This is a genomic window from Streptomyces sp. NPDC001700 (assembly GCF_053596435.1).
In genome coordinates this window covers 1-16004 of sequence record NZ_JBSFGE010000010.1, presented here as the reverse complement: position 1 = coordinate 16004, position 16004 = coordinate 1, and the positions used below count along the sequence as shown (strand labels likewise).

Here is a 16004-nt window from a genome sequence, read left to right as displayed (position 1 = left end):
GATTCCGGGAAGCTAGCCCCGCGCCATGGACCCGTCAAGAGGGTGCGCGGCAGGTAAATCCCCTACCCGCGCGACCACTTGACGCACCCCGGCCACCGGCCCTACGGTCCAGGCGCCTGTGCGATTGAATCGTTTTCATCCAGCCGTCCCTGGAGGAAGCTCGTGATCAGCAGACGCCACCTGCTCGCCACCACCGCTGCCACCGGTACGGCCCTCACGGGTCTGCCCGCACTCACCCCGTCCGCCGCCGCCAAGGACCGCCCCACCGCCGGACTGCACATCAGGAGCACCACGGTCGAGTACGCCACCCACCCGCTCGGCCTGGACACCCCCCACCCCCGGCTGAGCTGGATCCTCGCATCCGACGCGCGCGACCAGTCGCAGAGCGCCTACCGCGTCCGGGTCGCCACCTCCCCGGACAGACTCAACTCCCCCGACGTCTGGGACAGCGGCAAGCGGACATCGCGCCAATCGGTCCTGGTCCCCTACGACGGCCCGGCCCTGCGCCCGCGCACCCGCTACCACTGGTCCGTACGCGTCTGGGACGACCGCGGCCGCCCCTCCCCGTGGTCCGCCGCCGACTGGTGGGAGACCGGGCTGCTCGGCGCCGGGCAGTGGCAGGCGCGCTGGATCACCGCGCCCACCGAACTGACCGCGCCCCCGCGACTGGACGGCGCCACCTGGATCTGGTTCCCCGAAGGCGATCCGGCCACCGACGCCCCGGCGGCCACCCTCTGGTTCCGCACCACCATCCCGGCCACCGGCACCGTCCGGCGCGCCCGCCTGATCGTGGCGGCCGACGACGGCTTCACCGCCCACGTGGACGGCGCCGAGGTCGCCGCCCGCGAGGCGCTGGGCGTGGCCAAGGCGTGGGCCCACCCGGTCACCGTCGACGTCACCGAGCACCTGCGCCGGGGCTCGGCCACCCTCGCCATCGCGGCCACCAACGCCGAGCAGGGCCCGGCCGGTCTGCTGGCCACCCTCGAACTCACCACCGAGGACGGCACCACCCACCACCACACGGACCGCACCTGGCGCACCACCGACCAGCGCCCACCCGCCACCTGGACCTCCCCCGGCCACGACGACAGCGACTGGACCACCGCCAAAGAACTCGCCCCCTGGGGCGGCGGACCATGGGGAAGGGTGCTGCCACAGCAGTCGCCCGCCCAGCTGCGCCGCACCTTCCGGCTCGCCCGGAAGCCCGTCGCCCGCGCCCGGCTGTACGCCACGGCGCTCGGCCTCTACGAGGCTCACCTCAACGGCGTCCGCGTCGGCCACGACCAGCTGACCCCAGGCTGGACCGACTACCGCAAACGCGTGCAGTACCAGACGTACGACGTCACCGACGCCCTCCGCCACGGGACCAACGCCATCGGCGTGACCCTCGCCCCCGGCTGGTACGCCGGAAACGTCGCCTGGCTCGGCCAGCACCAGTACGGCACCCACCCCGCGCTGCTCGCCCAACTGGAGGTCACGTACACCGACGGCAGCACCGAGCGCGTCACCACCGACCCCGAGTGGCGCGCCGCCACCGGCCCGCTGCTGACCGCCGACCCGCTGATGGGCGAGGCGTACGACGCCCGCCAGGAGACCCCGGGCTGGACCTCACCGGGCTTCGACGACACCGGATGGCGGCCCGCCACCACCGCCGCCGACATCACCACCGAAGTGGTGGCCCAGGTCGACGCGCCGACCCGGGTGGAACGCGAGCTGAAACCCGTCAAACGCACCGAACCCGCCCCCGGCGTCCACCTCTTCGACCTCGGCCAGAACATGGTCGGCAGCGTCCGCCTCACCGTCTCGGGACCGGCCGGTCACACGGTCCGGATCCGCCACGCGGAGGTGCTGAACCCCGACGGCACCGCGTACACCGCCAATCTGCGCACCGCCCACCCCGTCGACACGTACACCCTGAAGGGCCGCGGTCGCGAAACCTACGCACCGCGCTTCACCTTCCACGGCTTCCGCTACGTCGAAGTCACGGGCTACCCCGGCACACCACCGCTCGACGCGGTCACCGGCCGGGTCATGCACACCGCCGCCCCGTTCACCATGTCCTTCCGCACCGACGTGCCGATGCTGAACCAACTGCACTCCAACATCACCTGGGGCCAGCGCGGCAACTTCCTCTCCGTCCCCACCGACACCCCGGCCCGCGACGAACGGCTCGGCTGGACCGGGGACATCAACGTCTTCTCCGGCACGGCCGCGTACACCATGGAGTCGGCCCGCTTTCTCACCAAGTGGCTCCAGGACCTGCGCGACGGACAGAGCGCGGACGGCGCCTTCCCCGACGTGGCCCCGGTCGTCAGCGGCCTCGGCAGCGGCACCGCGGGCTGGGGCGACGCCGGGGTGACCGTCCCCTGGAACCTGTACCAGGCGTACGGCGACACCCGGGTCCTGCGCGAGAACTGGCCCGCCATGCAACGCTGGATCACCTACCTGGAGAAGCACAGCACCGATCTCCTGCGCCCCGCCGAGGGCTACGGCGACTGGCTCAATGTCGACGCCGAGACCCCCAAGGACGTCATCGGCACGGCCTACTTCGCCCACGCCACCGACCTCGTAGCCCGCACAGCACAGGCCCTCGGCGAGAACGCCACCCCCTACAACGACCTGCTGGCCCGCATCAAGACCGCGTTCACCACCGCGTACGTCTCCGCCGACGGCAAGGTCAAGGGCGACACCCAGACCGCGTACGTCCTCGCCCTCTCCATGGACCTGCTGCCCGCCACCCTGCGCCGCCCCGCGGCCGACCGCCTCGTCGCCCTGATCGAGGCCCGCGACGGGCACCTGTCCACCGGCTTCCTCGGCACCCCGCGGCTGCTCCCGACCCTCACCGCGACCGGCCACACCGACCTGGCCCACCGCCTCCTCCAGCAGCGCACCTTCCCCTCCTGGGGCTACCAGATCGACCGGGGCGCGACCACGATGTGGGAACACTGGGACTCCATCAAGCCGGACGGCGGCTTCGAGGACGTCGGGATGAACTCCTTCAACCACTACGCCTACGGCTCGGTCGGCGAGTGGATGTACCAGAACATCACCGGCATCACCCCCGACGCCCCCGGCTTCCGCCGCATTCTGATCCGGCCCCGCCCCGGCGGCGAGGTGCGCTCCGCCGAGGGCCGCCACGACTCCCTCTACGGGCCGATCACCACCCGCTGGTCACAGCAAAACGGCGAGTTCACGCTCTCCGTCTCCATACCGGTCAACACCACCGCCGAGATCTGGGTACCCGCCCGCCGCGAAACCGACGTGACCCAGCGGGGCGCCCGCTTCCTGCGGCTGGCCGACGGCTGCGCGGTGTACGCCGCGGGCTCGGGCTCGTACCACTTCTTGACGCGCGCCGACCAGCGCGCTTAGCTTTCTTGAATCGTTTCACTTCCAAGGAGACCCATGACTGACGTTCCGGCCGTGAAGGCAGCACTCAAGAGCCAGGCGATCGAGACGCCGTCATGGGCGTACGGCAACTCCGGCACCCGCTTCAAGGTCTTCGCCCAGCCCGGTGTCCCCCGCACCCCCCAGGAGAAGCTGGACGACGCCGCCCAGGTGCACGCCTTCACCGGCGTCGCCCCCACCGTCGCCCTGCACATCCCCTGGGACAAGACCGACGACTACGCGGCCCTCGCCAAGTACGCCGAGGAACGCGGCCTCGGGCTGGGCGCGATCAACTCCAACGTCTTCCAGGACGACGACTACAAGCTCGGCTCGGTCACCCACCCCGACCCGGCGGTCCGCCGCAAGGCCGTGGACCACCTCCTGGAATGCGTCGACATCATGGACGCCACCGGCTCCCGCGACCTCAAGCTCTGGTTCTCGGACGGCACCAACTACCCCGGCCAGGACGACATCGCCGCCCGCCAGGACCGCCTCGCCGAGGCCCTGCGCACCGTCTACGACCGCCTCGGCGACGACCAGCGCATGCTGCTGGAGTACAAGTTCTTCGAGCCCGCCTTCTACACCACGGACGTCCCGGACTGGGGCACCGCGTACGCCCACTGCCTGAAGCTCGGCCCCAGGGCCCAGGTCTGCGTCGACACCGGCCACCACGCCCCCGGCACCAACATCGAGTTCATCGTCGCCCTCCTCCTGCGCGAGGGGAAGCTCGGCGCCTTCGACTTCAACTCCCGCTTCTACGCCGACGACGACCTCATGGTCGGCGCCGCCGACCCCTTCCAGCTCTTCCGCATCATGTACGAGGTCATCCGGGGCGGCGGGCTCACCTCCGACATCGCCTTCATGCTCGACCAGTGCCACAACATCGAGCCCAAGATCCCGGCCATCATCCGCTCGGTGATGAACGTCCAGGAGGCCACCGCCAAGGCCCTCCTGGTCGACCGCGACGCCCTCGCCGCCGTCCAGCGCTCGGGCGACGTCCTCGGCGCCAACGCGGTCCTGATGGACGCGTACAACACCGACGTACGCCCCCTCCTCGCCGAGGTCCGCGAGGAGCTGGGCATCGGCCCCGACCCGATGGCCGCGTACCGGGCGTCCGGCTGGGCGGACCGGATCGTCGCGGAGCGCGTGGGCGGCGAACAGGCGGGCTGGGGCGCGTAGCGCCTGCGGCGCGCACCCCGCCACTTCCCGCAGCATCTGATACGCGGCTCCGCCGCGTGGCGGGGCAAGCCCCCGGACCCCGCTCCTCAAACGCCGGAGGGGCTGGGAGCTGGAAACCCACTGAGACAGACAGGCCCACCCCACCCACAGAGGACGACATGACCGCAGAACTCCACCCCACCGCGGCCGCGCTGCTGGAGCGGAGCCACCGCCTCGGTGCCGATCCGCGCAACACCAACTACGCGGGCGGCAACACCTCCGCCAAGGGCACCGACACCGACCCCGTCACCGGCCAGGACGTCGAGCTGATGTGGGTCAAGGGCTCCGGCGGCGACCTGGGCACCCTCACCCATTCCGGCTTGGCCGCCCTCCGCCTGGACCGCCTGCGCGCCCTCACCGGCGTCTACCCGGGCGTCGAGCGCGAGGACGAGATGGTCACCGCGTTCGACTACTGCCTCCACGGCAAGGGCGGCGCGGCGCCGTCCATCGACACCGCCATGCACGGCCTGGTCGACGCCGCCCACGTGGACCACCTCCACCCCGACTCCGGCATCGCCCTGGCCTGCGCCGCCGACGGCGAAGCGCTCACCAAGGAGTGCTTCGGCAACCAGGTGGTCTGGGTGCCCTGGCGCCGTCCCGGCTTCCAACTGGGCCTGGACATCGCCGCCATCAAGAAGGCCAACCCCCAGGCCATCGGCTGCATCCTCGGCGGCCACGGCATCACCGCCTGGGGCGACACCTCCACCGAATGCGAAGCCAACTCCCTGCGCATCATCCGCACCGCCGAGAAGTTCCTCACCGAACGCGGCAAGACGGACCCCTTCGGCCCCACCATCCACACCACCCTCCCCCCAACCGAGCGCCGCGCCCGCGCCGCCGCCCTCGCCCCCGTGATCCGTGGCCTGGCCTCCACGGACCGCCCGCAGGTGGGCCACTTCACGGACAGCGACACCGTCCTGGACTTCGTCTCCCGCGCGGAACACCCCCGCCTGGCCGCACTCGGCACGTCCTGCCCGGACCACTTCCTCCGTACGAAGGTCCGCCCCCTGGTCCTGGACCTCCCCCCAACGACCCCCCTAGACGAGACAATCACTCGCCTCAAGGAACTCCACACCACCTACCGCACCGACTACGCGGCCTACTACGACCGCCACGCCACCCCCGACTCCCCGGCGATGCGCGGCGCGGACCCGGCGATCGTGCTGATCCCCGGGGTAGGCATGTTCAGCTACGGCAAGGACAAGCAGACGGCCCGGGTCGCGGGCGAGTTCTACGTCAACGCGATCAACGTGATGCGAGGCGCCGAGGCAGTCTCCTCCTACGCCCCCATCCAAGAATCCGAAAAGTTCCGCATCGAGTACTGGGCACTAGAAGAGGCCAAGCTCCAGCGCATGCCCAAGCCCAAGCCCCTAGCCACCCGCATCGCCCTGGTCACCGGCGCGGGCTCGGGCATCGGCAAAGCGATCGCCCACCGCCTAGTGGCCGAGGGCGCCTGCGTCGTCGTAGCCGACCTGAACGCCGATTCAGCGGCAGCCGTAGCCCAAGAACTGGGCGGCCCGGACAAAGCAATCCCCATCACAACGGACGTCACATCCGAAGACCAGATCAAGGAAGCCTTCACCACCGCAGCCCTGGCCTTCGGCGGCGTAGACCTCCTCATCAACAACGCCGGGATCAGCATCTCCAAACCACTCCTGGAAACAACAACCAAGGACTGGGACCTCCAGCACGACATCATGGCCCGGGGCTCCTTCCTCGCCTCCCGCGAGGCGGCCCGCGTGTTCATCGCCCAGAACATGGGGGGCGACATCGTCTACATCGCCTCCAAGAACTCCGTCTTCGCGGGCCCGAACAACATCGCCTACTCCGCCACCAAGGCCGACCAGGCACACCAAGTACGCCTCCTGGCGGCCGAACTAGGAGAGCACGGCATCCGCGTCAACGGAGTGAACCCCGACGGCGTGGTCCAGGGCAGCGGCATCTTCGCGGGCGGCTGGGGCGCCCAGCGAGCCGCCGTGTACGGCGTACCCGAGGAGAAGCTGGGCGAGTTCTACGCCCAGCGCACCCTGCTCAAGCGCGAGGTGCTCCCGTCCCACGTGGCGAACGCGGTCTTCGCGCTCACCGGCGGCGACCTGTCCCACACCACGGGCCTGCACATCCCGGTGGACGCGGGGGTCGCGGCGGCGTTCCTGCGCTGACGCGCGCGTGAGGGGGACGGGGTCGGAGGGGTAGGGCCCTGGACGACGACGTGTATTTGTGGCGCCGTGGACTTCCGGCCCACCCCACGTTTCCGAGCACCGGCGCCAAAAATATATGAGTCCAGGGCCCTGCCCCGCAGGCCCCGGCACCCGCCCCGTACCGAACCACCGCAACCAAGAACCCACCCCACCCACCACGAGGTCAAGGTGCCCCCAACAGAACACCGCTTCGCCGCCGTAGACCTCGGCGCGTCCAGCGGCCGCGTCATGGTCGGCCACGTCACGCCGGACACGCTGACGCTCCACGAGGTGCACCGCTTTCCCAACGACCCAGTGCGCCTCAACGGCACCCTGCACTGGAACATCCTGTCCCTCTACCAGGGCGTCCTGAACGGCCTCAAAGCAACAACCGCAACCGCAACCACCACCCCCCTGACCAGCATCGGCATCGACACCTGGGCCGTCGACTACGGCCTCCTGGACACCACCGGCGCGCTCCTCGCCACCCCAGTCCACTACCGCGACACCCGCACCACCGGCGCATCCGAGAAGGTGGCAACAACGCTCCCGCCGAGCGATCTCTACGCCGCCACCGGCCTCCAGCACCTCCCCTTCAACACGATCTACCAGCTCATCGCCGCCGAGGGCACCCCCGCCCTGGCCGCCGCCCACCGCCTGCTCCTGATCCCCGACCTCATCTCGTACTGGCTGACGGGCGAGGCGGGCACGGAGCTGACGAACGCCTCCACCACCCAGCTCATAGACCCCCGCACCCGCACCTGGTCCCGCCACATCGCAGACACCCTCAACATCGATCTGTCCCTCTTCCCACCCCTCCGGAACCCCGGCACCCCCGCCGGAACCCTCCTCCCGCACGTCCTCGCCGAAACCGGCCTCCCCCACCCCACCCCCGTAACGGCGGTCGGCTCGCACGACACCGCCTCCGCCGTAGTCGGCGTCCCCGCCACCACCCCCCGCTTCGCGTACATCGCCACCGGCACCTGGTCGCTGGCCGGGCTGGAGCTGGACGCGCCGGTCCTCACCGAGGCGAGCAGGCTGGCGAACTTCACCAATGAGCTGGGCGTGGACGGCACGGTGCGCTATCTGCGCAACATCATGGGCCTGTGGATGCTCCAGGAGTCCCTGCGCACCTGGCAGAACACCAACCAAGAACACCACCTCCCCACTCTCCTCAAGGCAGCAACCCACGCCACCCCGCTCCGCTCCGTCGTGGACGCGGGCGACCCCGCGTTCATCGCCCCGGGCGACATGCCCGACCGCATCGCCGCCGCCTGCCACCGCACCGGCCAGCCCGCACCCCGTACCCCCGCCGAGACGACCCGCTGCATCCTGGACTCCCTCGCCCTGGCACACCGCCGCGCGATCGAGGACGCCATGCGCCTGTCGGGCCGTACGGTCGACACCGTGCACATCGTGGGCGGTGGCGCGCACAACACACTCCTCTGCCAGCTCACCGCCGACGCCTGCGGCCTCCCGGTCGTCGCGGGCCCGGCCGAGGCAGCAGCCCTCGGAAACGTCCTGATCCAGGCGCGCACGGCCGGAACGATCAGCGGCGGGCTGCCGGAACTCCGCGCGCTCCTTCACAGCACCCAGCCGCTGAGGCAGTATGAGCCCACAGGTGATCATTCGGCGTGGGACAGGGCAGCATCCCGCCTGGACAGCACACAGGTCACCGCGACCCAGGAGGCCAAGGCGGCCGAGGAGGAACCGTGCGGGTAGCGCTCTTCATCACCTGCGTCAACGACACGCTCTATCCGCGCACCGGCCAGGCCGTGGTCACCCTCCTGGAACGCCTAGGCGTCGAGGTCGGCTTCCCACCCGAGCAGAGCTGCTGCGGCCAGCCGCAGTTCAATACGGGCTACCGCCACGAGACGGAACCCCTCCTCCGCCGCTACGCCACCGCCTTCCGGGACTACGACTACATCGTCACGCCCTCCGGATCGTGCGCAGCGATGGTGCGCGACAACTACCCGAGGATGGGCGCGAAGGCCGCCGCCGAGGGCCGTGGCCACGAACTCTCGGACCTCGCGGCGACCGTCGTCCCGAAAACCCTTGAGCTGACCGAGTTCCTGACCAACGTCCTGAAGGTGACGGACGTGGGCGCGTACTACCCGCACACCGTGACGTACCACCCCACCTGCCACGGTCTGCGCATGCTCCACCTGGGCGACCGCCCGCGCGCGCTCCTCACCGCCGTCAAGGGGCTGGACCTGGTGGAGCTGCCGGGAGCGGAGGAGTGCTGCGGTTTCGGCGGCACGTTCGCGGTCAAGAACGCGGCCGTGTCGGCGGCGATGGGCGCGGACAAGGCGCGCAACATCACGGCGACCGGCGCCGAGGCGATCTGCACGGTCGACAATTCCTGCCAGATGCACATCGGCGGCACGCTCGCCCGCCAGGGTTCGGCGGTCCGCCCGGTGCACATCGCGGAGATCCTGGCCAGCACGGAAGGAGATGTCTGGTGAGCGGTACCCACCAAGCCACCCACCAAGCCACCTACCTGGGCATGCCCGCCTTCCCGGCGGCGGCCGACGCCTCCACCCGCGACACCCAGCTGCGCGCCAATCTGCGCCACGCCACCCACACCATCCGCGCGAAGCGCGCCACGGCCGTGTCCGAGCTGGACGACTGGCAGGGGCTGCGCGCCGCGGGCGCGGCCATCAAGGACCGTACGCTGCGCCACCTCGACCACTATCTGGAGCAGCTGGAGAGCGCGGTCACGGCGGCCGGGGGCCAGGTGCACTGGGCGGCGGACGCGGAGGAGGCGAACCGGATCGTCACTGAGCTGGTGCGGGCCACGGGCGAGCGCGAGGTCGTCAAGGTCAAGTCGATGGCCACGCAGGAGATCGGCCTCAACAACGCCCTCGCCACCGCCGGGATCACAGCGTACGAAACCGACCTCGCCGAGCTGATCGTGCAGCTCGGCGACGACCTCCCGTCCCACATCCTGGTCCCGGCGATCCACCGCAACCGCGGCGAGATCCGCGACATCTTCACGGAGCGGATGGCGGGGTGGGGCCGCCCGGCCCCGGAGGGGCTGACCGACGCGCCCGCCGACCTGGCGGAGGCCGCCCGTCTCCACCTCCGCGAGAAGTTCCTGAACGCCAAGGTGGGCATCTCCGGCGCCAACTTCATGATCGCGGAGACCGGCACCCTGGTGGTGGTCGAGTCCGAGGGCAACGGCCGGATGTGTCTGACGCTCCCGGAGACGCTGATCTCCGTCGTCGGCATCGAGAAGGTGGTGCCCACCTTCCAGGACCTGGAGGTCTTCCTCCAGCTCCTCCCCCGCTCCTCGACCGCCGAGCGGATGAACCCGTACACCTCCACCTGGACCGGCACCACGGACGGCGACGGCCCGCGCACCTTCCACCTCGTCCTGCTGGACAACGGCCGCACCGACACCCTCGCGGACACCGTGGGCCGCCAGGCGCTGCGCTGCATCCGCTGTTCGGCGTGTCTCAACGTGTGCCCGGTGTACGAGCGGGCTGGCGGCCACGCGTACGGCTCGGCGTACCCGGGCCCGATCGGCGCCATCCTGACCCCGCAACTGCGCGGTACGCAGAGCGAGTTGGACGCCTCGCTCCCGTACGCGTCCTCGCTGTGCGGCGCGTGCTACGAGGTGTGCCCGGTGGCCATCGACATCCCCGAGATCCTGGTGCACCTGCGCGAGCGGGTGGTCGAGGGCGGCCCCGCCTCCGTCCGTGGCACCCGTACGGTCATCAAGCCCGCCAAGGGCCACGCCGCGGAACGCGCCGCCATGCGGGCCGCGCGCTGGGCCCTGGACCACCCCGGGGTGCTGCGCACCGGCCAGCGCCTGGCCGCCCGCACCCGCCGCTTCCACCCGCGCCGCCTGCCAGGGCCGGGGCGGGCGTGGAGCGACACCCGGGAGGTGCCGAAGGTACCGGCGGAGTCGTTCCGCGACTGGTGGCAACGGACGCGGGGCGCCACTCAGGCCGACCACGACGCGAGGAAAACCCCATGAGCACCCCATCCGGTCCCTCCGGCTCCCGCGCCCTGGTGATGGCCCGTATCCGCCGCGCCCTGGCCGACATCCCGCGCGCCGAGACACCGCGCGAGGTGGCGGTCGACCGTACGTACCACCGCGTCCACGGCGACCGCACCACCGCCGAGACCGTCGACCTGCTCGCGGAGCACCTGGCCGACTACCGCGCGATCGTCCACCGCACCACGGCCTCCGCCCTGCCCGGTGTGATCGCGGGCTTGCTCACCGCACGCGGCGCCACGAGCGTGGTCGCCCCGTCCGGCCTGCCCGCCGAGTGGCTGTCCGCCACCGACGCCGTACGGCTGACGGACTCCCCCGACCAGACGCCCCACGACCTGGACGACGTGTCCAGTGTGGTCACCGCCTGCGCGGTGGCCATCGCCGAGACCGGCACCATCGTCCTGGACGCCGACACCGACCAGGGCCGCCGCCGCATCTCCCTCGTCCCCGACCACCACATCTGCGTGATCCGCGTCCCGTCCCAGGTCGTGGACTCGGTCCCGCAGGCCCTCGAACTCCTCGACCCGGCCCGCCCGTTGACCTGGATCTCGGGCCCGTCTGCGACGAGCGACATCGAGCTGGACCGCGTGGAGGGCGTCCACGGCCCCCGCACCCTGGAAGTCGTCCTCGTAGCGGACTGAGCCCCGGAGACCCGGCTCCACAATCGAACACACCGCCTACCCTTCGTCGCTCGCGGTGACCGAGTGTCGTACGGTGCTGGTTGGATGGGGGCTGTGTCGAACGGGGAGGGCGAACGGTGAGCGGTGGCGAGGGCGGCGCCAAGGGTGGCAACGCGGACCTGGCTCTGGACGAGGATTCGCAGGCGCTGATCGTCAAGGGGCTGCGCGGGGCGATCGATGAACTGCGGGACGTCGGCTCCGCGTCGGGCGCGGAGATGGGTGCCGGGTTCGATGATCTGTCGATGACGTCCATGGAGGCCGGACACAACGGCCTGGCCAAGGATTTCGAGGAGTTCTGCGAGCTGTGGGACTGGGGTGTGCGCGGCCTGATCGAGGACGCGAGCAAGCTCGCGGAGAAGGTGGGACTGGCGGCCGGCTCGCAGTGGGAGCAGGAGCAGTACGCCCAGGGGACGTTCAAGGTCACCGCGAACGCGATCGCGGGCAATCCGCACCTGAGCGAGGAGGAAGTCGTCAAGAAGGACTGGGGAGGGCGGGGAGGACTGTTCTCCTCCGACACCTACGACCCTGACTACAGCAAAGAGTCCTTCGAGAAGAGCCAGGCCGACGTCAACAAAATCTGGGAGGCCACCGGCGAAGAGACGTCCCAGAAGGCACCCGGCCTTCAGCACGCCAGCGAACAGCTCGCCCAGCAGGCGACGGAGAAGGGTGACCGCTGATGGGTATCGGTGACCTGACGCCCGACTGGCTGGACGACACCGTCGAGAAGGGCGGTGAGCTGGTCGGCGACGGCGTCGAATGGGCGGGCAACAAGACAGCGGACGGCCTGGACAAGGTCGGCTGGGAGAGCGGCGCGGACGCGGTCCGCGACACGTCCCGTTCCGCCGCGAACTACCTGGGCGCGGACGTCGCCGAGATGCAGCTCGGGGAGACCGAGGACCCCAAGAAGCTGGTCTACGGCAGCGTGAACAAAATCCGCTCCACGGTGAAGCACCTCACGGATTTCCAGTCGGCGTTCGAGAAGGTCGGCAACGGCCTGAAGGCCCTGGACTCCTCCCACTGGAAGGGCGAGGCCGCCAACGCTTTCCGGCAGGAGGTGTCGGTCAAGCCGAAGGAGTGGTTCAAGGCGGCGGACGCGTGCAAGAAGGCCGCCGGGGCGCTGGAGGACTTCGCCGGAACCGTGGAATGGGCGCAGGGCCAGGCACAGGACGCGATCGACGCGTACAAGGAGGCCAAGACCGCCTCCGAAGAGGCCCGCTCCGCGCACAACACCAAGGTGGACGCGTACAACACGGCCGCCGAGGCGTACAACACGAAGGCGGAGTCCGGAAAGGACCCGGGCGCCAAACCCACCAAGCCGGGCGAGTTCCACGACCCCGGCACGGCCAAGGCGAAGGCCGCGCAGGAGAAGCTGGACGAGGCGCGGCGCCAGCGGGACGAGGCGGTCATCGCGGCGCGCAAGGCGGTCCAGCAGGCCAAGGACTCGGCCCCGCCGAAGCCGTCGTACGGCAAACAGGTCGGCGACGGGCTCGAGGGGCTGCAGCTGGACTCGATGCATTTCACCGGCGGCGCCCTCAAAGGCACCGCCGGGCTCTTCGGCCAAGCGCGGGCACTGAACGTGTGGGATCCGTACAACCTCACCCACCCTGCCGAGTACTACACGAACCTGAACAAGGCCGCGGCACAACTCCACACGGTGGCCAGCAACCCAGGCAAGGCCTTCAAGGGCATGATCGACGGGTTCGCCAAGGACCCCGCCGAAGGCACGGGACGGCTCCTCCCCGAACTCTTCGGCACCAAGGGCCTCGGCGCCGCCCGCAAGGGGGCCAGCCTCGGCAAGCACGGGGGTCTCCCGAAGGGCAAAGCGCGCGACACGCTGAACAGCGAGGGGCCGCACGGCCACGGGCACAAAGACGGCGAAAAGACATGTGACGGTACGGACCCGATCGACCTCGCCACGGGGAAGATGTTCCTGCCGCAGACCGATGTCTCCCTGCCCGGCGCCCTGCCCTTGGTGTTCACGCGCCGGGTGGAATCCGGCTACACGGCGGGGCGCTGGTTCGGGCCTTCCTGGACAAGCACGGCGGACCAGCGGCTGGAGATCGACGCTCAAGGTGTCGTCTTCATCAGCGACGACGGACTGCTGCTGTCCTACCCGCACCCCGCACCCGACCTCCCGACCCTCCCGGAGGCAGGCCCCCGCTGGCCCCTCGAACGCGACCCCCACGGCGACTACACCCTCACTGACCCCACCACCGGCCGGGTCCGCCACTTCAACGGTCCACGGGACGTGGACCCCGGTGGCGACGGGATCGCGCCGCTGGAGCAGATATCCGATCGCTCCGGCCACTGGATCACCTTCGAGTACGACACCGAGGGCACCCCGACCGGCATCGCTCACAGCGCCGGATACGAGCTGAAGCTCCGCACCGCCGAGGGCCGCATCACCGCGCTCCACTTGGCGGGCGCGGCGGAGGACGGCGGCGACCAGGAGCTGATGCGCTACGCGTACACGGACGGCAACCTCACCGAAGTCATCAACTCCAGCGAACTCCCCCTGCGCTTCGAGTACGACGAAGAACGCCGCGTCATAGCGTGGATCGACACCAACGACCGCCGGTACGACTACGTCTACGACAACCAGGACCGCTGTATCGCCGAGGGCGGCGAGGCGGGACACGTCTCCATCCACATCTCGTACGACGAGGTCGACCAGGCGACCGGCCACCGCGTCACGAGGGTGACCACGCCCGAGGGCCACACCACTCGCTACTTCATCAACGACGCGGGGAAGGTTGTCGCCGAGACCAGCCCCCTGGGCCACACCACCCGCACCGAATACGACCGCCACGACCGCGTCCTGTCCCGCACGGACGCGCTGGGCCGCACCGTGGCATTCGTCTACGACGAGGCAGGCCACCTCACCCGGATCACCGCCCCCGACGGCAGCGAGTCCTCAGCCTCCTACAACGACCTCGGCCAGCCGACGTCCGTCACGGGCCCGGACGGCGCCACCTGGACCCAGACGTACGACGAGGCGGGCCGCCGTACCTCGTCCACCGACGCGGCGGGCCACACCACGCGCTACGCCTACGACGCGTACGGCCACCTCTCCTCCGTCACCAACGCGCTGGGCGAAACGACCCAGGTCGGCTGCGACAAGGCGGGCCTCCCCGTAAAGATCACCGACCCCCTGGGCGCGGTGGCCCGCTACGAACGCGACGCCTTCGGCCGCCCGGTGACCATCACCGACGCGGTCGGCGCCACCACCCATCTGACCTGGACGGTGGAAGGCAAGCTCATCCGCCGCACCGCCCCGGACGGCTCCACGGAGACCTGGACGTACGACGGCGAAGGCAACTGCACCACCCACACCGACGCCATCGGCGCGACCTCCGTTTTCGAGTACACCCACTTCGACCTGCTCGCGGCCCGCACCGGCCCGGACGGCGTCCGCTACGAATTCGAGCACGACGCGTCCCTGCGCCTCACCCAGGTCACGAACCCCCAGGGCCTGACCTGGTCCTACGAGTACGACCCCGCTGGCCGCCTGACCTCAGAGACGGACTTCGACAACCGCACCGTCACATACGAACACGACGCAGCCGCCCAACTGATCCGCCGCACCAACCCCCTGGGCGAGTCCGTCACATACGACCACGACGCACTCGGCCAGATCACCCGCAAGACCGCCGCAGACCAGGTGACGACCCTCACCTACGACCCAGCAGGCCGCCTAACCTCGGCGGTCGGCCCCGACACCGAGGTGGTCTACCAACACGACCGCCTGGGCCGAATCAAGTCGGAGATGGTCAACGGCCGCGTACTGGCCCACTCGTACGACCCCCTGGGCCGCCGCACCCGCCGCGTCACGCCAAGCGGCGCGATCACCACGTACGCCTACGACGCGGCAGGCAACCGCACAGCCCTGACCGCAGGTGGCCACACCCTCGCCTCCGAACACGACGAGGCAGGCCGCGAAACAACCCGCCACATCGGCGACGCGCTCACCCTCACCAACACCTGGGACCCCCTGGGCCGCCTGACCACCCAGTCCCTTGCCGGGGGATCCGACGCGTCCCCCATCCAGCACCGGGCCTACACCTACCGCGCAGACGGCAACGTCACCGCCGTGAACGACCGCCTGAACGGCCCGAGCACCTTCGACCTGGACGCGGCAGGCCGCGTGACAACGGTCCGCGCCTCCGGCTGGACCGAGACGTACGCCTACGACGAAGCAGGCAACCAAACCCAAGCAACCTGGCCCACCAAGGGTGCCCCCCAGGAAGCCACCGGCGAACGCACCTACACCGGCACCCGCATCACCCGCGCGGGCACCATCCGCTACGAACACGACGAAGCGGGCCGCCTCACCCTCCGCCAGAAGACCCGCCTCTCCAAGAAGCCCGACACCTGGCACTACACCTGGGACACCGAAGACCGCCTCACCACCGTCACCACCCCAGACGGAACCCTCTGGCGCTACCAATACGACCCCTTCGGCCGCCGCACCACAAAACAACGCCTCGCCGCCGACGGCGAAACCGTCCTGGAGCAAACAGACTTCACCTGGGACGGCCCCAC

The 16004-nt window shown here is 70.3% G+C and carries 9 protein-coding genes; all 9 read left to right on the top strand.

What is annotated here, in order from left to right; all coding sequences use genetic code 11:
* Positions 1-162 precede the first annotated feature (162 nt).
* Entirely contained in the window at positions 163-3369 is a 3207-nt protein-coding gene (locus tag ACWC5C_RS20010) for an alpha-L-rhamnosidase (protein WP_450876998.1), read from the top strand.
* A 33-nt stretch (positions 3370-3402) separates the two neighbouring features.
* Entirely contained in the window at positions 3403-4563 is a 1161-nt protein-coding gene (gene rhaI / locus ACWC5C_RS20005; RefSeq protein ID WP_450876996.1) for an L-rhamnose isomerase, read from the top strand.
* Positions 4564-4721: 158 nt separating this feature from the next.
* On the top strand, positions 4722-6761 hold the full coding sequence (locus tag ACWC5C_RS20000) for a bifunctional aldolase/short-chain dehydrogenase (protein ID WP_450876994.1): 2040 nt from the start codon (positions 4722-4724) through the stop codon (positions 6759-6761).
* Between the two features lie 207 nt (positions 6762-6968).
* Positions 6969-8501 (top strand): rhamnulokinase, encoded by a 1533-nt coding sequence (locus ACWC5C_RS19995; protein ID WP_450876992.1) that lies wholly within the window; start codon positions 6969-6971, stop codon positions 8499-8501.
* On the top strand, positions 8492-9244 hold the full coding sequence (locus ACWC5C_RS19990) for a (Fe-S)-binding protein (protein WP_450876990.1): 753 nt from the start codon (positions 8492-8494) through the stop codon (positions 9242-9244). The genes ACWC5C_RS19995 and ACWC5C_RS19990 overlap by 10 nt, the downstream gene beginning before the upstream one ends.
* A gap of 41 nt (positions 9245-9285) precedes the next feature.
* Positions 9286-10761, top strand: a complete 1476-nt coding sequence (locus ACWC5C_RS19985; protein ID WP_450877347.1) for a lactate utilization protein B — start codon at positions 9286-9288, stop codon at positions 10759-10761.
* On the top strand, positions 10758-11423 hold the full coding sequence (locus tag ACWC5C_RS19980; protein ID WP_450876988.1) for a LutC/YkgG family protein: 666 nt from the start codon (positions 10758-10760) through the stop codon (positions 11421-11423). The genes ACWC5C_RS19985 and ACWC5C_RS19980 overlap by 4 nt, the downstream gene beginning before the upstream one ends.
* A gap of 116 nt (positions 11424-11539) precedes the next feature.
* Complete coding sequence (locus ACWC5C_RS19975; RefSeq protein ID WP_450876986.1) at positions 11540-12139, top strand: hypothetical protein; 600 nt, start codon at positions 11540-11542, stop codon at positions 12137-12139.
* Positions 12139-16004: putative T7SS-secreted protein (locus ACWC5C_RS19970; RefSeq protein ID WP_450876984.1), on the top strand; the 3866-nt coding region annotated here is incomplete at its 3' end. The genes ACWC5C_RS19975 and ACWC5C_RS19970, both read left to right, overlap by 1 nt.